Source organism: Jiangella sp. DSM 45060 (assembly GCF_900105175.1).
GTDB lineage: Bacteria > Actinomycetota > Actinomycetes > Jiangellales > Jiangellaceae > Jiangella.
Genome location: NZ_LT629771.1, coordinates 2,749,989 through 2,772,847, shown reverse-complemented (window position 1 = coordinate 2,772,847; position 22,859 = coordinate 2,749,989). Strand labels below are relative to the sequence as shown.

19 protein-coding genes and 1 pseudogene are annotated in these 22,859 nt (G+C 73.8%); 12 read left to right on the top strand and 8 right to left on the bottom strand.

What is annotated here, in order from left to right:
- Positions 1–25 precede the first annotated feature (25 nt).
- Positions 26–1,678: an amidohydrolase family protein gene (locus BLU82_RS12495; RefSeq protein ID WP_092620430.1), complete on the bottom strand. Its 1,653-nt coding sequence runs from the start codon at positions 1,676–1,678 to the stop codon at positions 26–28.
- Between BLU82_RS12495 and BLU82_RS12490 the strand changes: the two genes are divergently transcribed.
- Positions 1,677–2,966, top strand: a complete 1,290-nt coding sequence (locus tag BLU82_RS12490; protein WP_092620427.1) for a winged helix DNA-binding domain-containing protein — start codon at positions 1,677–1,679, stop codon at positions 2,964–2,966. The two genes, BLU82_RS12495 and BLU82_RS12490, sit on opposite strands and share 2 nt — an antisense overlap.
- 557 nt (positions 2,967–3,523) lie before the next feature.
- Here the strand turns inward: BLU82_RS12490 and BLU82_RS12485 are convergent.
- Positions 3,524–4,084 (bottom strand): helix-turn-helix domain-containing protein, encoded by a 561-nt coding sequence (locus BLU82_RS12485; RefSeq protein ID WP_092620424.1) that lies wholly within the window; start codon positions 4,082–4,084, stop codon positions 3,524–3,526.
- Positions 4,085–4,103: 19 nt separating this feature from the next.
- On the opposite strand from BLU82_RS12485, the gene BLU82_RS35100 reads away from it, so the two are divergent.
- The 7 genes from BLU82_RS35100 (at position 4,104) to BLU82_RS34130 (ending at position 12,752) form a co-directional block, all read left to right on the top strand.
- Positions 4,104–4,817, top strand: a complete 714-nt coding sequence (locus tag BLU82_RS35100) for a GNAT family N-acetyltransferase (protein ID WP_197682907.1) — start codon at positions 4,104–4,106, stop codon at positions 4,815–4,817.
- Entirely contained in the window at positions 4,801–6,249 is a 1,449-nt protein-coding gene (gene lat / locus BLU82_RS12465; RefSeq protein WP_092620421.1) for an L-lysine 6-transaminase, read from the top strand. The genes BLU82_RS35100 and lat overlap by 17 nt, the downstream gene beginning before the upstream one ends.
- Before the next feature lie 20 nt (positions 6,250–6,269).
- Entirely contained in the window at positions 6,270–7,820 is a 1,551-nt protein-coding gene (locus BLU82_RS12460) for an aldehyde dehydrogenase family protein (protein ID WP_092620418.1), read from the top strand.
- A complete protein-coding gene (locus BLU82_RS12455) occupies positions 7,817–9,964 on the top strand; it encodes a thiamine pyrophosphate-dependent enzyme (RefSeq protein ID WP_092620415.1) in 2,148 nt (715 codons plus the stop codon). The genes BLU82_RS12460 and BLU82_RS12455 overlap by 4 nt, the downstream gene beginning before the upstream one ends.
- Before the next feature lies 1 nt (position 9,965).
- The gene (locus BLU82_RS12450) at positions 9,966–11,141 is read left to right on the top strand and encodes an acyl-CoA dehydrogenase family protein (protein ID WP_092620412.1); all 1,176 of its coding nucleotides are present in this window, start codon (positions 9,966–9,968) and stop codon (positions 11,139–11,141) included.
- A 304-nt stretch (positions 11,142–11,445) separates the two neighbouring features.
- Positions 11,446–12,540: a glycosyltransferase family 2 protein gene (locus BLU82_RS12445; RefSeq protein ID WP_370246293.1), complete on the top strand. Its 1,095-nt coding sequence runs from the start codon at positions 11,446–11,448 to the stop codon at positions 12,538–12,540.
- Positions 12,541–12,575: 35 nt separating this feature from the next.
- Positions 12,576–12,752: a hypothetical protein gene (locus tag BLU82_RS34130; protein ID WP_157740853.1), complete on the top strand. Its 177-nt coding sequence runs from the start codon at positions 12,576–12,578 to the stop codon at positions 12,750–12,752.
- Between the two features lies 1 nt (position 12,753).
- On the opposite strand, the gene BLU82_RS12440 is transcribed toward BLU82_RS34130, so the two are convergent.
- Positions 12,754–13,194: an Lrp/AsnC family transcriptional regulator gene (locus BLU82_RS12440; protein ID WP_092620406.1), complete on the bottom strand. Its 441-nt coding sequence runs from the start codon at positions 13,192–13,194 to the stop codon at positions 12,754–12,756.
- Between the two features lie 62 nt (positions 13,195–13,256).
- Here BLU82_RS12440 and BLU82_RS12435 point away from each other — a divergent pair, with 62 nt between their 5' ends.
- The 3 genes and pseudogenes from BLU82_RS12435 to BLU82_RS35670 all read left to right on the top strand — a co-directional run.
- Positions 13,257–14,294, top strand: coding sequence for an aminotransferase class V-fold PLP-dependent enzyme (locus BLU82_RS12435; protein WP_092620403.1), 1,038 nt, complete (start codon positions 13,257–13,259; stop codon positions 14,292–14,294).
- A 94-nt stretch (positions 14,295–14,388) separates the two neighbouring features.
- The gene (locus BLU82_RS12430; protein ID WP_157740851.1) at positions 14,389–15,741 is read left to right on the top strand and encodes an FAD-binding oxidoreductase; all 1,353 of its coding nucleotides are present in this window, start codon (positions 14,389–14,391) and stop codon (positions 15,739–15,741) included.
- Positions 15,742–15,924: 183 nt separating this feature from the next.
- Positions 15,925–16,071 (top strand): annotated as a pseudogene (locus tag BLU82_RS35670) (ATP-binding cassette domain-containing protein); the annotation flags it as partial.
- A gap of 107 nt (positions 16,072–16,178) precedes the next feature.
- On the opposite strand, the gene BLU82_RS35665 reads toward BLU82_RS35670, so the two are convergent.
- The 4 genes from BLU82_RS35665 to BLU82_RS12405 form a co-directional block, all read right to left on the bottom strand.
- A complete protein-coding gene (locus BLU82_RS35665) occupies positions 16,179–17,792 on the bottom strand; it encodes an amidase (protein WP_092620397.1) in 1,614 nt (537 codons plus the stop codon).
- Positions 17,789–18,091, bottom strand: coding sequence for a hypothetical protein (locus tag BLU82_RS12415; RefSeq protein WP_092620394.1), 303 nt, complete (start codon positions 18,089–18,091; stop codon positions 17,789–17,791). The genes BLU82_RS35665 and BLU82_RS12415 overlap by 4 nt, the downstream gene beginning before the upstream one ends.
- Before the next feature lie 77 nt (positions 18,092–18,168).
- Entirely contained in the window at positions 18,169–19,275 is a 1,107-nt protein-coding gene (locus BLU82_RS12410) for a Xaa-Pro peptidase family protein (RefSeq protein WP_092620391.1), read from the bottom strand.
- 18 nt (positions 19,276–19,293) lie between these two features.
- Positions 19,294–19,971 (bottom strand): GPP34 family phosphoprotein, encoded by a 678-nt coding sequence (locus BLU82_RS12405; RefSeq protein ID WP_092620388.1) that lies wholly within the window; start codon positions 19,969–19,971, stop codon positions 19,294–19,296.
- Positions 19,972–20,009: 38 nt separating this feature from the next.
- Between BLU82_RS12405 and BLU82_RS12400 the strand changes: the two genes are divergently transcribed.
- Positions 20,010–20,711 (top strand): class E sortase, encoded by a 702-nt coding sequence (locus tag BLU82_RS12400; RefSeq protein WP_092620385.1) that lies wholly within the window; start codon positions 20,010–20,012, stop codon positions 20,709–20,711.
- Here the strand turns inward: BLU82_RS12400 and BLU82_RS12395 are convergent.
- A complete protein-coding gene (locus BLU82_RS12395) occupies positions 20,692–22,857 on the bottom strand; it encodes an MMPL family transporter (RefSeq protein ID WP_092620382.1) in 2,166 nt (721 codons plus the stop codon). The genes BLU82_RS12400 and BLU82_RS12395 overlap by 20 nt on opposite strands.
- Positions 22,858–22,859: the final 2 nt, after the last annotated feature.

The following is a 22,859-nucleotide window of genomic DNA, read 5'->3' as shown; positions in this document are numbered from 1 at the left end:
GACGGTGACGGGGATCAGCGGGCGATCACGCCCAGGTGTATGCCGTCCGGCCGCGGACGACCGTGCGCAGGCAGCGCGGCAGCGGCGCGTCCGGCGAGAGGTCCGGCAGCCCCGGCACGCCGGCCCGCGGGTCCGTCGACCACGCCGCGACCCGCTCGTCCGGCGCCTGGACGACCAGCTCGTACGGGACCTCCCAGACGGCGAATGACGCGAGCATGCCGGGCGCCAGCACACCGGCGTCCTCGACCCGCGCGGCCCGCCAGCCGCCCCTCGTCGCGGCCGAGAACGCCGCGCGGGCGCTGATGCGCTGCGAGGGCGTCCGGTGCTGCGACGCCGCGCGCACGGTCTCCCAGCCGGCCAGCGGCGTCACCGGCGAGTCGGAACCGAACGCGAGCAGGACGCCGGCCCGGGCCATGGCGGCGAACGGGTTCAGCGCGACGCCGCGGTCGGGGCCGAGCCGCTCGACGTACAGGCCGTCGGGGCCGCCCCAGAGCGCGTCGAACGCGGGCTGCACGCTGGCGGCGACGCCGAGGCGGGCCAGCTCGGCGATCAGCAGGTCGTCGATCATCTCGACGTGCTCCAGCCGGTGCCGCGATCCGACGACGGCGGCCAGGCCGCACACCTCCGCGGCGGCCGCGATGGCCTCGACGGCGGTCCGGACCGCTTCGTCGCCGATGCAGTGGAACCCGGCCTGGATGCCGGCCCGGGTACAGGCGACGACGTGCTCCGTGGCGGCCGGCAGGTCGAGGTAGGCGCGGCCGCGCTCCCCCGGCGCGTCGGCGTAGGGCGCCGAGAGCCTGGCGCTGCGCGAGCCGATGGAGCCGTCCAGGTTGAGGTCGCCGGCCGCGCCCGCCGCGCCGAGCGCCTGCGCCTCGCCGACCGCCGTCGCGCCCCAGTAGCCGATGACGTCCGGCAGGCCGGGTGTGGCGCCGAGAGCGAGGACGGCGGTGAAGTCGGCGGGGTCGCTGATGTGCGGTGCGCCGATCTCGTGGACGGCGCCGATGCCCAGCGACGCGGCGTGGCGCAGCGCCTGCTCGCGCAGCTCCGCCATCCGCCCCGCGGGGACGGCGGACCGGGCGGCCTGGCGGGCCCGGTGATGGGCGTCGCGGCGGACCAGGCCGTCGTCGTAGCCGTCGGCGCGGGCGATGGAGCGGTCGGCTGCCAGCAGCGTGCCGGAGACCGCGGCCGTGTGGACGTCGCGGCGGGCGAGGTAGACGGGTGTGTCGCTGCTCGCGCGGTCGAGCTCGCCGGGGGTGGGCGCGCCGCCGTCGGGCCAGCCGTCCTCCTCCCAGCCGAAGCCGAGGATCGCCTCCCCCGGGCGCTCCTTCGCCCGCTGGGCCACCAGGTCCAGGAGGGCCGTCCGCCCCGCGATGCCCGTCAGGTCGAGCCCGTCACGGGCCAGGCCGGTCTCCGTCAGGTGCACGTGCGCGTCGACGAACGCGGGCGCCACCAGCGCGTCCTCCAGATCGACGACCTCGTCGGCCGCGTCGACGTGGGTGCGCGCGGCGCCCTCGGCGCCCACCCAGGCGACGGTGTCGTCCACCACCAGCATCGCAGTGGCGAACGGGTCGGCGGGGCTGTGGATGCGGCCGTTGCGGTAGAGCGTCGTCGTCACCTCGCCGATTCTCCCTGCCTCCCCGCGCGACCTTGTCGGTGGGTCGCGAGAGGCTAGCCCCATGTCCGACGTCCTGACCCGCCGCCAGCTGGGCCGCGCCACCCTGGCCCGGCAGCTGCTGCTCGCGCGCGCCGATCGTCCCGTGCTCTCGGTGGTCGAGCATCTCGGCGGCCTGCAGGCGCAGCAGCCGTTCTCGCCGTACTACCAGCTGTGGTCGCGGCTGCGCGGGTTCCGGCCGTCCGCGCTCGCCGGCCTGCTGCTCGACCGGTCGGTGGTGCGCATCGCGGCGCAGCGCGGCACCATTCACCTCCTCTCCGCGTCCGACGCCCTGGCGCTGCGGCCGTGGGTGCAGCCGCTGTACGACGCCGACCTGCGCACCAATTCCCTGCACGCCCGCGCCCTCGCCGGCGTCGACCTCGCCCCCGTCGCCACGGCCGCCCGGGCGCTTCTCGACGCCGAGCCGCGCACCATGGCCGAGCTCGGCGCTCTGCTCGCCCCGTCCTGGCCGTCCGTCGAGGCGACGCACCTCGCCCACGCGGCGCGCGGCCTGCTGGCGTTGGTGCAGGTGCCGCCCCGTGCGGTCTGGGGGCAGAGCGGCCAGACCCGCCTGACGACCATCGAGCGCTGGCTCGGCCGCCCGCTCGACCCCGCCCCGTCGCCGGCCGAGTTCGTGCTCCGCTACCTCGGCTCCTTCGGCCCGGCCTCGGTCGCCGACGTGCAGACGTGGTGCGGGCTGACCCGGTTGCGCGAGGTCGTCGAGCCGCTGCGCCCGTCGCTGCGAGTGTTCCGCGACGAAGCCGGCCGCGAGCTGTTCGACCTCCCCGACGCGCCCCGCCCGCCGGCCGACACCCCGGCGCCGGTCCGGTTCCTGCCCGACTTCGACAACGTGCTCCGCTCCCACGCCGACCGCACCCGCATCATCGACGACGTGTCGCGCAAGCGCATGAACCGCCGCAACGGCGTGGTGCCGCACGCCCTCCTCGTCGACGGCGAGGTCGCCGGCTGGTGGCGGATCGAGGACGGAGTGCTCGCCGTCACGCCGTACCGGCCGCTCACCGTTGCCGAGACGGCCGAGGTCGAGGCGGAGGGACGGGCGCTGCTGGCGTTCGCCCGGTCGGACCAGTCGGGGCCTGCTCCTGCGCCCGAGGTTCCGGCCGCTGATCCAGCGGCGGCGGCCGCAGCTGGATCGTCAATGCCCGCGGCTGCCGATCCCGCATCAGCCGGGGCGACGGCTGCCAATCCGAATGCGGGCGCGGCTGCCTCCGGGGCCGCGGCGGCGGCTGCGGCCCCGGCCGCCGATCCGGTCACTATTGCGGCTGCGGCGGAAGTGCGGGTGATGCCCGTCGAATGAGAACTCACGTGCTTCCAGAGCTATCGCCGCCGCTCCCCTGCGGGCGGCGGGTTACCCGTCAGCGCTCTGTCTTCCCCGTCACTCGGAGTTTGCCGCACCTGAGCACGAGCGCAGGCACAGGCGCGTCAATCGATCGATGGGACGGCCGGCAAACCCCTCGGCCCACGCTGCGGTCGGCCCGAACTGGCGGTCCGGCCGAGGCTGACGAGCGGGCCGAGCTACCCGCCGGGCCGAGCTACCCGCCGGGCCGAGGCTGACGAGCGGGCCGAGGCTGACGAGCGGGCCGAGGCTGACGAGCGGGCCGAGCTACCCGCCGGGCCGAGCTACCCGCCGGGCCGAAGCTGGCGGCCGGGCCGAGGCTGACGAGCGGGCTGAGCTACCCTCCGGAGCAGGCTGAGCCTGTCGAGCGGCGCAGGCGCCCAGTCCGCTGAGCCCACTTGCCGCCAGGACGCCGCGGCCGATCGGTCGCTCCGCCGCTGGGCCACTAACGATGTCGGCTTGGTCAGCGGCGGGTGCACGATCGACGACGGCGAGGAGCCAGCGGCGGGGCCGTGCGGTCAGTGGCGAGGTCGCATGATCAGCGCGGCCACGTGGTACGAGCACGGCTCGTCCCCTGGGTTGGCGTAGGTGTGCGGCACGTCGGCGGCGAAGTAGATCGAGTCGCCGGCGGTGAGGTCGTGCTCGTCGTCGCCGAGGGTGAGGTGGAGGCGGCCGGACTCGACGACCACGTACTCGTGCGACCCCGCCGCGTAGGCCGGGTACTCGCCGGGTGCGGAACCGGGCGGCAGTTCGGTCCGCACCCACTCGAAGTTCACCCCCGGCACGACCGGCGTCAGGATCGTGCGCCGCCAGCCGTCCGGGGCGACGGCGACGTCGTGGTCGGCGGCGCGGCGGACGATCACCCGCGGGACGTCGTCAGGGTCGAGGAGCGCGGACATCGGCGTGCCGAGCGCCCGGGCGATCCGGTCCAGCACGACGACCGTCGGCGCCTTGCGGCCGCGCTCGACCGACCACAGCATGCTGGCGCTGACGCCGGCCCGCTCGGCCAGCGCGGTCATCGGCAACGACCGTTGCAAGCGGGCATCGGTGATGCGGCGGCCGAGCGCGACGAGATCCATGCGTTCACTATAATGAGGTGTGGTTCTCTATAGCGAATCTGCAGGCGCGACCGTCCGCCCCGCCCGCACCGCCGACCTGCCCGCCGTCGCGGCGATCTTCGCCCACTACGTGTGCACCAGCGTCGTCACGTTCGAGGAGACGCCGCCGACGGTTGCCGACTGGGCGGACAAGCTGGCCGACCTCGAAGCCCGCGGCCTGCCGTTCCTCGTCGCCGACGCGGGCGGAACGGTCGTGGGCTATGCCTACGCCGCACCGTGGCGACCCAAGCCCGCCTACCGGCACACCGCCGAGAACACCGTCTACCTCTCCCCCGCACACACGGGACGCGGCCTCGGCCGGGCGCTGATGACGGCACTCCTGGAGGCCTGCGCTACGGCCGGGGTGCGCCGGCTGATCGCCGTCGTCGTCGACGAGGGCGCAGACAGAGGCATCGGCGAGGGCGCGGGCCGAGCCGCCGACGAAGCCGCCGGCGCCAGCACGGACCGACGCATCCACGGGGACGCGACCGACGGCGCGGCCGGCGGCACGACCGGCGGCACGACCGGCGGCACGACCGGCGGCACGACCGGCGGCACCGACGAGGGTGCGGCCGCGAGCCCCAACCCGAGCCCGTCGCTCGCCCTGCACCGGGCGCTCGGCTTCGCCGAGGCCGGCCGTCTGACCGCGGTCGGGCACAAGCACGGCCGCTGGCTCGACACCGTCCTCCTTCAGCGGGATGTCTTCTTGCCCTAACTGCGAATCAACGCAAGAATTACGTCAAGGCGAGCCTCACGAGGGACGTCTTCTGTCACCGTACCGGGTTCGAGGAGGTTCACCGATCGTGGCCGAACAGCTCACCATCACCGCCGGCGAGGTCCACGAGGTTCTGGGCAGGCACCTGCTCACAGACGGCTTCAAGCTCGTCCTCGACACCGACGCCAGCCAGGGCAGTTGGCTGGTCGACGCGCGGGACGGGAAGCGGTACCTCGACATGTACACGTTCTTCGCGTCCGCGCCGCTGGGCTGCAACCCGCCCGGGCTGGTCGACGATCCGGCGTTCATGGAGCTGCTGGCGCGCGTGGCGGCGAACAAGCCGGCCAACTCCGACGTCTACTCGGTGCACCTCGCCGAGTTCACCGAGACGTTCGCGCGCGTCCTCGGCGACCTGCGGCTGCCGCACCTGTTCTTCGTCGAGGGCGGCGCGCTCGCCGTCGAGAACGCGCTGAAGGTCGCGTTCGACTGGAAGAGCCGGCACAACGAGGCCCACGGCCGCGACGCCGCGCTGGGCACGAAGATCATGCACCTGACGAAGGCCTTCCACGGCCGCAGCGGCTACACCATGTCGCTGACGAACACCGAGCCGAACAAGACCGCCCGGTTCCCCCAGTTCGACTGGCCGCGCATCGACGTCCCGGCCATCACGTTCCCGCTCGAGGAGCACCTGGCCGAGGTCGAGGCCGCCGAGCAGCACGCCCTCGACCAGGCCAAGCGCGCCTTCGAGCAGCACCCGCACGACATCGCCGCGTTCATCTGCGAGCCGATTCAGGGCGAGGGCGGCGACAACCACATGCGTCCGGAGTTCCTGCAGGCCATGCAGGCACTGGTGCACGAGCACGACGCGCTGTTCATCGTCGACGAGGTGCAGACGGGCACCGGCACGACGGGCACGGCGTGGGCCTACCAGCAGCTCGGCCTGCAGCCCGACATCGTCGCGTTCTCGAAGAAGGTGCAGGTCGGCGGCATCATGGCCGGCGGGCGCGTGGACGAGGTCGCCGACAACGTGTTCGAGGTGTCGGGCCGCATCAACTCGACGTGGGGCGGCGGGCTGGCCGACATGGTCCGGTCGCGCCGGCTGCTGGAGCTGATCGAGCAGGACGGGCTGATCGAGGCGGCCGGCCCGAAGGGCGAGCGGTTCCTCGCCGGCCTGCGCGCGGTCGCCGCCGAAACCGGCGGCACGGTCGGCAACGTGCGCGGCCGCGGCCTCATGGTCGCCGCCGACCTGCCCGACGCGGCCACGCGGAACGCGGTCGTCGCGGACCTGCGTGAGAACGAGCAGGTGCTCGCGCTGCCGTGCGGCGAGCGGGCGATCCGCTTCCGTCCCGCCCTGTCGGTGACCGATGATGAGATCGACCTCGCCGTCGCGGCGTTCGGCCGCGTCGTCGCCCGTCAGTCCGCCAACGTCTGAACCGAGGAGCAGAACCACCGATGACCCGCACTGTCACCTCGGTCGTCGACGGCCAGGCCGTCCCCGGCGACCGTACTGTCGCCAGCCTCAACCCCGCGGACCTCGACGAGGTCGTCGGCGAGGTGAGCCTCGCACCGGGGCGCATCTTCACCGCCGCCGCCGTCGTCGCCCGCAACGCCCAGCGGGCGTGGGCCGACGTCCCGGCGCCGGTCCGCGGCCGGGCCATCGCCCACATCGGCCGCGTCGTCGAGGAGAACGCCGAGAGCCTGGCCCGGCTGGTCACCCGCGAGATCGGCAAACCGTACGCCGAGGCGCTCGGCGAGGTCCGCGAGATCGTCGACACCTGCGACTTCTTCCTCGGCGAGGGCCGCCGGCTGTACGGCCAGACGGTCCCCAGCGAGATGCCCGACAAGCAGCTGTTCACGTTCCGCAACCCGGTCGGCACGGTCGCCGTCATCACCGCCGGCAACTTCCCGGTCGCGGTGCCGTCCTGGTACATCGTCCCGGCGCTGCTCACCGGCAACACCATCGTCTGGAAGCCGGCCGAGTACTCCGCGGTCGTCTCCAACGCCTTCCACGACCTGTTCGTCAAGGGCGGCGGGCTGCCCGACGGCGTGTTCAACATCGTGCACGCCGACGGCGCCGAGACCTACGCCGGCCTGCAGGAGTCGCTGGAGCTCGGCTACGTCGACAAGGTCGGCTTCACCGGCTCGTCCGAGGTCGGACGCGAGATCGGCGCGCTCACCGGCCGGCACCTGCAGACGGCCTGCCTCGAGCTGGGCGGCAAGAACCCCCTGGTCGTCGCGCCGAGCGCCGACCTCGACCTCGCCGTCGAGGGCGCGCTGTTCAGCGGCTTCGGCACGGCCGGCCAGCGCTGCACGTCGCTGGGGACGGTCATCGTGCACGAGTCGCTGCACGACGAGTTCCTGCGCCGGTTCACCGCGGCGGTCGACGCGGCCGCCGTCGGCGACCCGAGCCAGGACGTCCTGATGGGCCCGCTGCTCGACGCGAAGTTCGCCGAGCGGTACGAGAAGTTCCTCGGCTGGGTGCAGCCCCAGCACACCGTGCACGGCCCGGTCGGCCGCATCACCAGCGCCAACCCGCGCGCCGGCTTCGTCGGCGACCCCGCGAAGGGCCTCTTCTACCACCCGGTGGTGGTCGACGGCGTGCGTCCCGGCGACGAGCTGTTCGACCAGGAGACGTTCGGCCCCATCGTCGGCGTCACGTCCTACAGCACGCTGGACGAGGCCATCGACCTCGCCAACGCACCCGGCTACGGCCTGTCGAGCAGCATCTACACGACCGACCCGGCCGACGCGTTCGCGTACCGGCGCGGCATCTCCGCCGGCATGGTCAGCATCAACAACTCGACGTCCGGCGCCGAGGCGCACCTGCCGTTCGGCGGCAACGGCAAGTCGGGCAACGGGTCGCGGCAGTCCGGCATCTGGGTGCTCGACCAGTTCACCCGCTGGCAGTCGGTGAACTGGGACTACTCCGGGCGGCTGCAGAAGGCGCAGATGGACGTCGCCGACCTCGACGCCGACCTCGGCTTCCGGCTCGACGAGTCGTGAGCACCCCGGCCGCGCTCGAGCAGGCGCTGTTCACGGCGATCGAGGCGCTGCCCGCCACGGCGCCGGCGAGCGACGAGGACGAAGGCGTCCTGCACGGCATCTTCGACGCCCAGGTGACCAGCCGGCACCTGGACGTCGTCGCGCGGGAGCTGCGGGCGGCCGGGCGCGGCTTCTACACCATCGGGTCGGCCGGTCACGAGTCGAACGCCGTGGTCGCGACGGCGCTGCGGCCGAGCGACCCGGCGCTGCTGCACTACCGCTCGGGCGGCTTCTATGCCGCCCGGGCAGCCCAGGTGCCCGGCAGCACGCCGGTCCGCGACGTGCTGCAGAGCCTCATGGGCGCAGCCGACGAGCCGATCGCGGGCGGCCGGCACAAGGTGTTCGGCCACGCCGCGCTGTCGATCATCCCGCAGACCTCGACCATCGCCTCGCACCTGCCGCGCGCCGTCGGGCTGGCGGTCGCGCTGCACCGCGCGCACCGGCTCGGCGTGGAAGCCGCCTGGCCGGACGACGCGGTCGTGGTGTGCTCGTTCGGCGACGCGTCGGCGAACCACTCGACCGCCGCCGGTGCCGTCAACACCGCCCTGAACACCGCGTACAGCGGGCTGCCGGTGCCGATCCTGTTCGTCTGCGAGGACAACGGCATCGGCATCTCCGTCCCGACCCCGGCCGGCTGGATCGAGACGTCCTACGGGTCGCGGCCCGGACTCACCTACGTCCAGGCCGACGGCGCCGACACCAGGACGGCGCTGACGGCGGCCCGGCGGGCGGCCGGCTACGTCCGCGAGCAGCGCAAGCCCGCGTTCCTGCACCTGCGCACCGTCCGCTACCTCGGCCACGCCGGCAGCGACGCCGAGATCGGCTACCGCACGCCGGCCGAGATCGCCGCCGACCACGCCCGCGACCCGATCCTCGGCACCGCCCGCGCGCTGGTCGGGTCCGGCGCCGCGACCCCGGACGAGCTCATCGCCCGGTACCGCGAGCTGCGCGCCGAGGTCGACGCCGCCGCCGACGAGTTGATCGGCGCCCGCACACTCGGTTCGGCGACGGAGATCGTCGCGCCGCTCGCCCCGCGCACGCCCGACGCCGTCGCCCGGGCCGCCGCCGCCCTGTACGACGAGGCCCGCGCGGAGCAGCCGGCCACGCTGGCCGAGTCGATCAACGCGACGCTGTCGGCCGCCCTCGAGCGCGACCGCCGCGTCGTCGTGTTCGGCGAGGACGTCGGGCGCAAGGGCGGCGTGTACGGCGTCACCCGCGGCCTGGCCCGCAAGCACGGCCGCGCGCGGGTCTTCGACACGCTGCTGGACGAGCAGTCGATCCTCGGCCTCGGGCTGGGCGCCGGGCTGGCCGGGCTGGTCCCCGTCCCGGAGATCCAGTACCTCGCCTACCTGCACAACGCCGAGGACCAGCTGCGCGGCGAGGCGGCGTCGCTGGCGTTCTTCTCCACCGGGCAGTACCGCAACCCGCTGGTCGTCCGCATCGCCGGGCTCGCCTACCAGCGCGGCTTCGGCGGGCACTTCCACAACGACAACGGCGTGGCGGTGCTGCGCGACATCCCCGGCCTGGTGGTCGCCTGCCCGTCCCGCGGCGACGACGCGGCGGCCATGCTGCGCAGCTGCCTGGCCGCGGCCGCCGTCGACGGCACGGTGTCGGCGTTCCTCGAGCCGATCGCGCTCTACCACACCCGTGACCTGCACGAGGACGGCGACGGCGAGTGGCTCGCGGCCGACTCCGGCGAGCACGCGCCGATCGGCCGGGCCCGCGTGCACGGCGCCGGGGCCGACCTCACCATCGTCACGTTCGGCAACGGCGTGCCGATGAGCCTGCGGGTCGCGAAGCGGCTGGCCGAGCGCGACATCGCCGCCCAGGTGCTGGACCTGCGCTGGCTGGCGCCGCTGCCGGTCGAGGACATCGTCCGTGAGGCCAACCTCACCGGCAAGGTGCTGGTGGCCGACGAGACCCGGCACTCCGGCGGCGTCGGCGAGGGTGTCGTCACCGCGCTGGTGGAGTCCGGCTACGACGGCCGCATCGCCCGGGTCGCCAGCCACGACAGTTTCGTGCCGCTGGGCAGTGCCGCGAGCCACGTGCTGCTCGGCGAGCAGCACATCGAGACGGCCGCCGTCGAGCTGGCCGAGAAGGAGTGACATGACCTCGCCCCTGGAGCTGCTGAGCGTCGATCACCTGCTCAGCGAGGAGGAGCGCGACCTGCGCGACGCCGTCGCCCACTTCGTCGATGACCGCGTCCGCCCGTCGATCGGCGACTGGTACGAGTCCGGGTTGTCCTCGGACGCCGCCCGCGACCTGGCGCTGGAGGCCGGGAAGCTCGGGCTGCTCGGCATGCACCTCACCGGGTACGGTTGCGCCGGCACGAACGCCGTCTCGTACGGCCTCGCCTGCATGGAGCTGGAGGCCGGCGACTCCGGCGTCCGGTCGCTGGTGTCGGTGCAGGGGTCGCTGGCGATGTTCGCGATCTGGAAGTTCGGGTCCGAGGAGCAGAAGCAGCGCTGGCTGCCGGGCATGGCGGCCGGCGAGCTGATCGGCTGCTTCGGCCTGACGGAGCCCGACTTCGGCTCCAACCCGGCCGGCATGCGCACCCGGGCCCGCCGCGACGGCGATCACTGGGTCCTCGACGGCACCAAGATGTGGATCACCAACGGCTCGGTCGCCGACGTCGCCGTCGTCTGGGCCCGCTGCACCGACGACGACAAGGTGCGCGGCTTCCTCGTCCCGGCGGGGACGCCCGGGTTCTCGGCGCCCAAGATCGGCAAGAAGCTGTCGCTGCGTGCGTCGGTGACCAGCGAGCTCGTGCTCGAGGGCGTCCGGCTGCCGGCCGACGCCGTCCTGCCGGAGGTGTCGAGCCTGCGCGGGCCGCTGTCGTGCCTGAACGAGGCCCGCTTCGGCATCGTGTTCGGCGCGCTGGGCGCGGCCCGCGACTGCCTGGCGGCGGCCATCTCGTACGCGCAGACGCGCGAGGTGTTCGACCGCCCGCTCGCCGCGTTCCAGCTCACCCAGGCCAAGCTCGCCGACATGGCGCTGGAGCTGCAGAAGGGCTACCTGCTCGCGCTGCACCTCGGCCGGCTGAAGGACGATGGTCTGCTGCGGCCGGAACAGGTCAGCCTGGGCAAGCTCAACAACGTCCGGGAAGCGCTGGCGATCGCCCGCGAGTGCCGCACCATTCTCGGCGCCAACGGCATCACACTGGAATACCCGGTACTGCGCCACGCCAACAACCTGGAGTCGGTGCTGACGTACGAGGGCACCAGCGAGGTGCATCAGCTCGTCATCGGTCAGGCGTTGACGGGCCAGAGCGCCTTCAGCTGACGCTTTTCTCTTCCGTCGGTGAGACGCCGGACACATTTTCTCCATTGCCGTCACCCATGGTGACCGGATTACCTGGAAGTTGAGCGCCGGAGGTCACTCCCGGTGACGATCGACCGCTGTCACCAGGCACGACGTGATGACCGCACGGCGTTTCGAGATGCGCGTCCCGCCCACCCGGGCTAATCTCGAAGAGCAACATCGGCCGCCGAGCGCTTTTGCTGCTGGCGGTAAGGGGGGCAATCGGGCCGGATGCCGTGCATTTTCGCATGGCATCCGGCCCGCATTATCGGGGGGATTCATCGTCGTGGGCAATGGCCTGCGTTATGCCGGTGTGCCGGATGTCCGGATCACCGTGCTCATTCCAGCGCACAACGAAGAGCACCGCATCGGTGCGGCTCTCGATTCACTGCGGGCTCAGTCCCGCCGGCCCGACCACGTCGTCGTCGTGGCGGACAACTGCACCGACGCGACGGTCGAGGTCGCGCGCGCCCATCGCCGCGTCGAGGTCGTCGAGACCGCTGGCAACACGCACAAGAAGGCCGGCGCGCTCAATCAGGTGCTCGCTGAGCTGCTGGCCCGGCTGCGTCCTACCGACCTCGTGCTGGTCATGGACGCCGACTCGACTCTGACGCCGCGGTTCGTGGAGGTCGCCGCCGAGACGCTGCAGGCCGACGACGGCGTCGGCGCGGTCGGAGGGATCTTCCTCGGCGAACCGGGCGCCGGGCTCCTCGGCGATCTGCAGCGCAGCGAGTACGCCCGCTACCAGCGCCAGATCGGCCGCCGCGGCGGCGACGCGCTCGTGCTGACCGGCACCGCCACCCTGCATCGCGTGGACGTGCTGCGGCGGCTGCAGAGCCGGCGCGGGCAGGTCTACGACACCGCCGCGCTGACCGAGGACAACGAGATCACGCTGGCCATCAAGACCATGGGCCTGCGCTGCGTCTCGCCGCGCGACTGCGTTGTCGTCACCGAGGTCATGCCGAGCTGGCGCGACCTGTGGCGGCAGCGGCTGCGCTGGCAGCGTGGCGCGCTGGAGAACCTGCGCGCCTACGGACTGACCCGCGTGACGCTGCCGTACGCGCTGCAGCAGGCCGGCATGGCGTTCGGCGTCCTGGCCATGTGGCTGTATCTTGCCTTCACCGCGTATCTCGTCGCCACCGGCCGGTTCGGGTTCCACCCGCTCTGGACGGCCATCGGGCTGGTGTTCGTCGCCGAGCGCGTCGTCACCGTCTGGCACGCCGGCGTCCGTGCCCGGCTGCTGGCCGCGCCGCTGGTGATCGAGTGGGCCTACGACCTGTTCCTGCAGGCCGTGCTCATCAGGTCCGCACTGGACGTGCTGCGGCGCCGGCAGGCGACGTGGCACCACGTGGGAGCGCAGCCGGTACCGGCCCGCTCCTGACCCATCCGCACATCACGACATCTCGGGGGACAACCATGTACAACGGCAATTCGATCACCGGCGGCACCGTGGGCGGCGGCGGGCTCACCGGCGGCCTGGCGGCCACGGGGTCGCCCGTCCTGCACCTGGTCGCGCTGCTGGTGGGCCTGGTGACGGCCGGCTACCTGCTGCTCGCCGTCCGCAACCTGCTGCCGAGCCGGCGCCAGGCCTGACTCAGGCCGTCATCGGGCGGTTCTCGTACGGCGTCGACAGCACGATGGTGGTGCGGGTGGTCACGTTCGCCGACGAGCGGATGCGGGCCAGCAGGTCCTCGAGATCGGCAGGGCGGCCGACCCGGACCTTGAGGATGTAGCTCTCGTCGCCGGCGACGGAGTAGCAGGCCTCGATCTCGGGCACGCCCGCCAGCCGGTCGGGCGAGTCGTCGGGCTGGCTGGGATCGATCGGCTTGATGGAGATGAACGCCGTCAGCGGCAGCCCGACCGCCTCGTGGTCGACGACGGCGGAGTAGCCGCGGATGACGCCGCGCTCCTCGAGCCGGCGGACCCGCTGGTGCACGGCCGACGTGGACAGGCCGGTGGACTTGCCGAGATCGGTGTAGCTCATCCGGCCGTCCCGCATCAACAACGCCACGATCTTCCTGTCGATGTCCTCCACGTGTGCACTCTACTGGCCGCCCGGACCGCACCCCGTCCGCGCCACGCTGGCACGATGTCGGCATGGACCTTGCCGCGGCGCGCTCCCTGTTCGACCCCGAGCCTGGCTGGCTGAACACCGCGAGCTACGGGCTGCCACCGTCGACGGCGTGGGACGCGCTGCAGTCGGCACTGGACGAGTGGCGGCGCGGGCGGGTGTCGTGGGAGGGCTGGGGCGAGTCGACGGGGCGGGCGCGGGCGGCGTTCGCGCGGCTGGTCGGGGTGGCCGAGGCCGACGTCACGACGGGCGCGCAGGTGTCGCAGCTGGTCGGGCTGCTGGCGGCGTCGGTGCCCGACGGGACGGTCGTGCTGGCGCCCGAGGAGGACTTCACGTCGCTGCTGTTCCCCTGGCTGGCGCAGGCTCACCGCGGCGTCGAGGTGCGGACGGTGCCGGCGGCGGGCCTGGCGGGGGCGGTGCGGCCGGGCGTCGACGTCGTGGCGTTCAGCGTCGTGCAGTCGGCGACCGGGGTGATCGCGGACGTCGACGGCGTGCTGGCGGCGGCGCGGGCGGCCGGCGCGGTCACCGTCGCCGACGCGACCCAGGCGGTGGGGTGGCTGCCGATCGACGCGGGTCGATTCGACGCCCTCGTGGCCGGCGGCTACAAGTGGCAGCTGTCGCCGCGGGGTACGGCGTTCCTGGTGACGACGCCGGAGTTGCGGTCGCGGGTGGTGCCGTCGCAGTCGGGATGGTGGGCGGGCGACGATCCGCACGGGTCGTACTACGGGCCGCCGCTGCGGCTGGCGTCCGACGCGCGGCGGCTGGACCTGTCGCCGGCCTGGTTCTCGTGGGTCGGCGCGGCGCCGGCGCTGGACCTGCTGGAGGCGGTCACCATCGAGGCCGTCCACGACTGGGACGTCGGGCTGGCGAACCGGTTCCGGGCCGGGCTGGGACTGCCGCCGGGCGACTCCGCGATCGTGTCGGTGGACGTGCCCGGCGCCGCGCGGCGGCTGGCGGCGGCCGGGGTGCGGGCGGCGGTGCGCGACGGGCGGCTGCGGGTGTCGTTCCACCTGTACTCGACGGAGGCCGACGTCGATGCCGCCGTGACGGCTCTGACCAGCTAGTTGTCACATCCCCGCGGCTTCATCCGTCCCGTTGTCGGACCCGACCGGCAGACTGGTCCCGGGCACCGAGCTCACGCACTGGATGGAGAGTCACATGATCGACCTCGACGGTTTCCGCTCGACCCTCACCGGCCGCGCCTACGCGCCCGGCGACGACGGCTACGACGACGTGCGGCAGCCGTGGAACCTGGCCATCGACCAGCATCCCGCGGTCGTCGTGGTGGCCGAGACCGCCGCCGACGTGCAGGCCGCGGTCAGGCTGGCGCGCGAGAACGGCGTATCGTTCTCGGTGCAGTCCTCCGGCCACGGCGCGGTGCGGCCCAACGACGACGGCGTGGTGCTCAACGTCACCCGGCTCACCGGGGTCGACGTCGACGCCGAGCGCAAGGTGGCCCGCATCGACGCCGGCGCCCGCTGGCGGGGCGTCCTCGAGGCGGCCGCGCCGCACCAGCTGGCCGGGCTGTCCGGCACCGCGCCCACCGTCGGCGCCGTCGGCTACACCCTGGGCGGCGGCATCGGCCTGCTCATGCGCCGGTTCGGCTTCGCCGCCGACACCGTGGTCGGCGCCGACGTCGTCACGGCCGACGGCTCGCTGGTGCGGGCCAGCCACGACGAGAACCCCGACCTGCTCTGGGCGCTCAAGGGCGGCGGCGGCAACTTCGGCGTCGTCACGTCGCTGGAGGTGCAGCTCTACGACCTGCCGGCGGTGCACAACGGCTCGCTGCTCTACCCGGGCGCGCGGGCCGCCGAGGTGCTGCGGGCGTGGGCCGACTGGACCGGCCAGGTCTCCGACGACGTCACCTCCGCCGTCATGGTCATGACGTTCCCGCCCATCCCGGCGGTGCCCGAGCCGCTGCGCGGCCAGCACGTCGCCGCCCTCCGGGCCACCATCGCCGGCGACGACGGGTCGGCGCTCGAGCCGCTGCGTGCGGCGCTCGGCGACCCTCTCATGGGCGGTTTCCGCACGCAGACGTACCTCGAGGCGGCGCTGTCCGGCAGCGAGCCCACCGACCCCATGCCCACGGCCGGGCGCAGCACCGGCGTGGCCGGGCTGACCGACGCCGCCATCGACGGGCTGCTCGAGCTGGTGGCGCCGGGCTCGCCGGTCCCGGGCGTCGACATCCGCCACCTCGGCGGTGCCGCGGCGAAGGAGCAGGACGGCCCGCTCTCCCACCGCGACACCCCGTACATCGCGGCGGCCAACGCGCTGGCCGCCACGCCGGAGCAGCGCGCCGCAGTCCAGCAGCGCCTCGACGACGGGTTCGGCGCGCTGGCGGCGCACACGCGGCCGGTCGGCGTGCTGAACTTCCTCCCCTCCGGCTCGACGCCCGAGATCGTGCGGTCCGCCTTCTCCGACGGCGCCTGGCAGCGGCTGCAGGAGGTCAAGCGCACCTGGGACCCGGAGAACGTCTTCCGGTTCACGCAGAACATCCCGCCGGCCGGCTGAGCGCGCTGACCCGCGCCGACGCCGTACCGGAGCGGGCAGTGTTGCCGCGGGGGTGACACCAGTGCCAAGGGTTGGCGCTGATGTCACCCCCGCCGGGCAGAGGCCGGCCGAGGGCGGCGGCGCGGCCCGCCAAGTCGTCGGCGCCGCGACTGAGCGACGGCGGCGTGCCGCAGCAACGACAGCGTGCCAGAGCGCGCGCCCGTGCCCGCAGCGTGCCGGCGCCACGTGCAGGCCGTCGCCGGTGTCTCCTTCGACCTGCGACGCGGCGAGACGCTCGGGCTGGTCGGCGAGTCGGGGTCGGGCAAGTCGACGCTGGCCCGGACGGTGATCGGGCTGGAGCGGGCGGTGTTGCTGCGGCGGGTGACACCAGCGCCAAGGTTGGCACTGATGTCACCCCCCGACGCGCAGAGGCCGGCTGAGGGCCAGGCGCCCGCCGGTCACTGCGACTGCTCGGCCGCCTCGTCGGCCGTCAGCCGGGGACGGGCGGCAGCGGCCGGACCACGGGCACTGGCCGCGCCCACCGGGTCGGCCGGGCGCCGCCAGTGCCAGTCGGTCAGCGACTGGTAGGCCGCGGCCACGGCGAGCAGGCGGTCCTCGGCGTACGGGAGGCCGCCGAGGATGGCGCCGATCGGCAGGCCGCCGGAGAAGCCGATCGGCAACGCCAGCTCCGGCAGCCCGACGATGTCGAACGGCACCGGCGACGTCTGCACCACGACGTCGCACTGGGCGAACAGCGAGTCGAGCACCCGCGTCAGCAGCACCAGTTTGGCCCGCTGGCCGGTCACGTACTCGTCGGCGCCCATCAGCGCGCCCTGCAGCCAGCTGGTCAGCGACACCCCGAACAGCCGCAGGTCCTGGCGCAGGTACGGCACGAACGGCTCGGACCGCTCCGGCAGCCGGACGTCGTTGAAGCGGCCGGTCAGCAGGTCCCACTCGTCCGGCAGGGTCACGTCCACCACGGAGACCCCCGGAACGCCGGCCAGGGTCGACAGGAACTCCCGGCGCGCCGCCGCCGCCGGGCTCGACCCGGACGTGTAGCCGGGGACGACGCCGATGCGGGTCGGCCAGCGCAGTGTCAGCCGCTTCCCGCGGTAGACCGGTGTGGCCGCGGCGACGAGGTCCGGCACCGGCGGCAGCCCCTGCGTGCGGGGGTCGGCGGCGTCCGGGCCGGCCATCGCGGCCAGCATGATCGCCGCGTCCTTGGCGTCGCGGGCCAGCGGGCCGGGGTGGTCGCGGGAATACGTCAGCGGCACGATCCCGTACAGCGACGCCCGGCCCATCGTCGGCTTGAGGCCGGTGAGGTTCTGGGCGTTCGACGGCGCCGTGATCGAGCCGCCGGTCTGCGTCCCGATGCCCGACGTCGCCAGCCGCGCCGCCACGGCGGTCGCCGTCCCCGTCGACGAGCCGCCCGGGTTGGTCGACGGGTCGTCCGGGGTCCAGGCGTTCACCGTCGTCACGACGCCGGACGGCGTGGTCGCGCGGGTGGTCGCCAGCGGGCCCATCTGTGTCTTGCCGAGCACGATGCCGCCGGCCGACCGCAGCCGCGCGACGGCGGTCGCGTCGAACGGCGGGACGAAATCGGCGAAGACGAACGAGTTCGCGGTGGTCAGCGCGCCGGACGTGTAGTAGTTGTCCTTGATCGCCAGCGGGATGCCGTGCAGCGGCCCGTGGTAGTGCCCGCGCCGCAGCGCCCGCACCGCGGCGGCCGCCTGCTCCCCCAGCACCAGGTTGAACGCCTGGTATGTGCCGTCGAACGCGGCGATGCGGTCGAGGTACGCCTCCAGCAGCGTCTCCGGCCGCAGCGTCCCGGCCCGCAGCAGGTAGGCCGCCTCCGCGACGGTCAGCTCGGCCGGGTCGGCGAGGGCCTCCGGGCGCGGCGGCGTGTACGCGTCCGGATGCGGCCCGGTGCGCCCCGTCGTGGCGGCGGGCCCGCCGTAGGCCACCCGGGGCAGCCCGACGGTGCCGGCGACGGCCGCGCCGGCCGACAGCACGGCCATGCGGGCGACGAACGAGCGGCGATCGACGTGGACGTCCTGCGGGCCGGCGCTCATGCGTCCCGCCAGGCGGTGCTGATGGACGGGTACAGCATCGGCGCGGCCTGCTGCGACAGCTCGACGGCCTGGTCGGCGGGCGTGCCCGACGGCGCCGGCGGCACCCAGGCGCTGAGCTCGGCCAGCGACCTGCGCGCGAACGAGCGCAGCGACGCCAGGACGGCGGCCTGGCCGGGCGCCCCGGTCTCCGGGTCGGGATCCGTGCCGGGCGGCAGCTGGTCGAGGTCGATGCCGACCGCGGCGAGCCGGGCCCGGATCATGACGTCGAGCTCGGCGTCGGACGGTGGGGTGGGCGCCATGTCGCTCCTCGGGGTGGTCGGGACGGGGTCCGCGGACCACCCTCGCGCGCGGCGATGTCGGCGTTATGTCCGCAAGGTCACGTATCCATGATCATGAGGGTTCGTGGCCGCCGGTTCAAAGCCTCGACACCGTCGTCGGTCGTGACGACGATGTCCTCGATGCGCGCGCCGTACCGCCCGGCCAGGTAGAACCCCGGCTCGACGGAGAACGCCATGCCCGGCTCCAGCGGCGTGGTGTTGCCGGCGACGATGTACGGGTCCTCGTGCGTCTCCAGCCCGATGCCGTGGCCGGTGCGGTGGATGAAGTACTCCCCCAGCCCGGCCGCCACCAGCACGTCCCTCGCCGCCGCGTCGACCGACTCGGCCGTGACGCCGGGCCGTACGTGCGCGACGGCGGCCTCCTGCGCGGTCCGCAGCGCGTCGTACGCCGTGCGGAACTCGTCCGCGGGCCGGCCGACGGCGTACGTGCGGGTGGAGTCGGAGCAGTACCCGGCCGCCGTCGTGCCGCCGATGTCGACGACGACGGGGTCGCCCGCGGCGATGACGCGGTCGCTGGTCTCGTGGTGCGGGCTGGCGCCGTTGGGCCCGGAGGCGACGATGACGAAGTCGACGGACTCGTGCCCCTCGGCGAGGATCGCGGCGGCGATGTCGCGGCCGACCTCGGCCTCGGTGCGCCCGGCCCGCAACCATTCCCCCATGCGGGCGTGGACGCGGTCGATGGCGGCGGCCGCCTCGCGCAGCAGGGCGACCTCGTCCGCGGACTTGCGCGACCGCAGCGACGACAGGACGGCGCCGGCGGCGACCTGCTCGGCGGCGGGCATCGCGGCGCGGAACCGCAGCGCCTTCTCGGCCCACATCTGGTCGTCCAGCCCGACCCGGCGCGCGCCCGGCAGCAGCGCGGCGGCCAGCGCGACGGCGTCGTCGGTCTCCTGCCAGGGGCGGACGTCCAGCGCCAGCGCGCCGGTGCCGGACGCTAGCGCCGCCGGCCGCTCCAGCGCGGGCACCAGCAGCGTCGCCGTCCCCTCGACCGGCAGCACCAGGCAGGTGAGCCGTTCGAGCGGCTTGGCGTCGTAGCCGGTGAGGTAGCGCAGCCCGGCGCCGGGCGTGATCAGCAGGGCGTCGAGCCCGGCGGCGGCAGCGGCGGCCCGGGCGCGGACGAGGCGGTCGTCGAGGTCAGCGGTCACTCGACGCACTCTAGGCGGTCAGCTGCCGCCGGCCGCACCGGCTGCGGTCGAGGCGAGGATGGCGCCGGTGACGGCGGCCTGCACCTCCTGGACCGCCTTCTTGACGGCGTCGGCGGCCCAGTCGCCCTCGGCGATCTCCTGCGCCCGCCGCTTCACCGCGCGGCGGTCCTCCGACGGCACGACCTTGCGCAGGCCGTCGACGGCGAGCAGCAGCGACACCAGCGCCGCCGTGCGAGGATCCGGCGCCAGGCCGGTGACCAGCACGTCCTGCAGCCGCTGCCGGACGGCGGCCTCGTGCGACGCGTCGGCGGCCGGCCAGCGCGTCGTCGGGAAGATGCCCAGCACCGTGCCGGACTGCTGGCGCAGCAGCCCGCGGCCGGCGAGGCGGTCGAGCAAGCGGCCGCGCAGGCCCTTGCGCAGCGAACCGAGCACGTTCTTCGGCTTCTTGCCCTCGTCGTCGGCCAGCTCGACCAGCGCGTGGTCGAGGACGTCGTCGCCGGCCGGGGTGGCGTCGCGGACGACCAGCCGGTCGCGCTTCACCGCCTCACCCGGCCCGGCGACGGACACCTTGCCCAGGACGGACAGCTCCAGCAGCAGCGCACCGGCCAGCCCGTACTCCAGGCGGGTGCCGTCGATGACCGACTTGCCCGTTTCGTCGTCGTAGGCGAGCAGCAGGAGGTCTTCGGCGATCAACACGTCTTCGACTCTAGCCGCCGCGCCATTAGGGTCGTGGTATGCCACGACACGCGCAGCGGGTCCGCACCCGCCCGCGCCGCAGCGCCTGGGCCGTCGTCGTCGGCGGCATCGGCGAGCTCCTGCTCACCGCGGGCGTGCTGGTGCTGCTCTTCGTCGTCTACATCATCTGGGGCACCGGCATCCAGACCGCGCAGGCGCAGGACGACCTCGAGGACGAGCTGAGCGTGCAGTGGGGCCAGCTCGACGACACCACCCCGGCGCCCGACCCGGACGAGCTGGCCGACGGCGACGCCTACGGCATCCTGCGCATCCCCCGCTTCGGCGACGACTGGGAGTTCACCGTCGTCCAGGGCGTGCAGCCCGACGACCTCGCCCGTGGCCCCGGCCACTACCCGGACACCGCCAACCCCGGCGAGGTGGGCAACGTCGGCATCGCCGCGCACCGCTCCGGCCACCTCTCCCCGTTCGCCGGCTTTCCCGACCTGCGCGTCGGCGACACCATCGAGATCGAGATGGCCGACGGCACTTACGTCTACGAGCTCGACGACGCGCCCGACGGCGACAGCAACGGCAACAAGATCGACATCTCCGACGTGTGGGTGGTCGACCCCGTGCCGGGCGAGCCGCGCGACACCGAGCCGACCGAGCGGCGCATCACGCTCACCACCTGCTGGCCGCGGTTCGGCTCGTCGCACCGCATGTACGCCACCGGCACGCTGGTCAGCGGCCCGAGCGGCTGAGGTCCTGGCCGGGCTCCGGCTCCGGCTCGGGCTCGAGGTGCGGCAGCGCGCGGTCCAGCCAGCGCGGCAGCCACCAGCACCGGTCGCCGAGCAGGAACATGGCCGTCGGCACCACCAGCAGCCGGATCACCGTCGCGTCGATCAGCACGCTGAACCCCAGCCCCACCGCGAGCATCTTGATCACGACGCTGTCGGAGACGACGAACGCGAAGAAGACGCTCATCATGATCAGCGCCGCCGACGAGATGACCCGCGCCGTCACCGCCAGCCCGGTCGTGACGCTGCCGTGGTTCTCCCCCGTCGCCAGCCACGCCTCGCGGACCCGCGAGAGCAGGAACACCTCGTAGTCCATCGACAGCCCGAACACGATCGCGAACATGATCATCGGGACGTACGACTCGATCGGCACCTGCTGGTCCACGCCTAGCAGCGACGACCCCCAGCCCCACTGGAAGACGGCGACGACCACGCCGTAGGCGGCGGCGATCGAGAGCAGATTGAGGATGGCGGCCTTGAGCGCGAGCACCGGGCTGCGGAACGACAGCAGCAGCACGATGAACGCGGCGCTGACGACGATCGCGATGATCACCGGCAGCCGCTCGGCCACCAGGTCACGGAAGTCCAGCTGGGCCGCGGTCATCCCGGTCACGTACGACACCGTGTTCGACCCGGCCAGCAGCGGCGCGATCGTGTCGTCGCGCAGCGTGTGCAGTAGGTCGTCGGTGGCCTCGTCCTGCGGCCGGGTCGACGGCGTCACCGTCGCCACGTAGAGCTCGCCGTCCTGGCTGGGGGTGAAGTCGGTGACGGCGGCCACGCCGGACGTGCCGGCGATGGCGTCCTGCAGGTCCGACGCGATGGTCGCGCCGTCGTCGCCGTCGCCGGGCTCGATGGCGACGGTGAACTGGCCGTTCACGCCCTGGCCGAAGCCGTCGGTGATGGCGTCGTAGGCCTCCCGGGTGGTGCTGCCGCGTGCCGACGCGCCGTCGTCGACGTGGCCGAGGTAGAGCGAGAGCGTCGGTATCGCCAGCACCGCGACGACCGCGACGCCGGCCAGCAGGTAGCGCCACGGGTGCCGGTCCAGGGCCAGCGCGTACCGCAACCACCCGGACGCGGACCCGTCGCCGGACTCCTCCGCGACCGGCGTCCGGACCCGGAACCGGTCGATCAGCCGCCCGGCCGCGCCGAGCAGCGCGGGCACCAGCGTCACGGCGGCCACCCCGGCCACGACGACCCCGCACCCGGCGGCCAGCCCCAGCTTGCCGATGAAGTCGATGCGGGTGGCCCACAGCCCGGACAGCGCGATGACGACGGTGCACGCGGCGATCAGGACCGACCGGCCGCTGGTGGCGACCGTCCGCCCGGCCGCGGTGACCGGGTCGGCGCCGTTCATCAGCTGCTGCCGGTGCCGCGTGGTCAGGAACAGCGCGTAGTCGATGCCGACGCCCAGCCCCAGCATCGCGGCCAGCGTCGGCGACGCCGTCCCGAAGTCGACGGCGGCGGCCAGCAGCCCGAGCAGGCTGAGCGCCGTCAGCACCCCGATGACCGACGACACGATCGGCAGCAGCGCCGCCAGCACGCTGCCGAACGCCGCCAGCAGCACGACGATCGCCACGGCGATCCCGATGCTCTCCGAGAGCCTGTCGTTCGGCGCCGGTTCGGCGGCCTGCCCCAGCGCACCGGTGTAGTCGACGTCGACGCCGGCGTCGCGCGCGGGGTCGGTCGCGGTGTCCATGTCGTCGACGAACGCCGACCCGAACGCGCCGGGGTTGCCGTCGAACTGGACGGTGACGTAGCCGACGGTGCCGTCCTGCGCCGGGACCAGGTCGGACACCGCCAGGACGTGGTCGACGGCCGCGACGTCCGTCACGACCTCGTCGACGGCGTCCTGCTGCGCCGACAGCCCGTCGTCGTCCCGGAACACCAGCCGCGCCGAGTACGAGCTGGCCGTGATCCCGTGGCCGACCAGCAGGTCGCTGCCAGCGCCGGATTCGGTGCCCGGCAGGGTGAAGTCGTCGCTGAACGTGCCGCCCCACACCCGGTCGGCCCCGACCGCGGCGACCAGCACCACCAGCCACACCCCGATGACCAGCCAGGCGTGCCGGGCGCACGCGCGCCCGAGCCGTTCCAACCCCGCTGTCTGCGCCATCG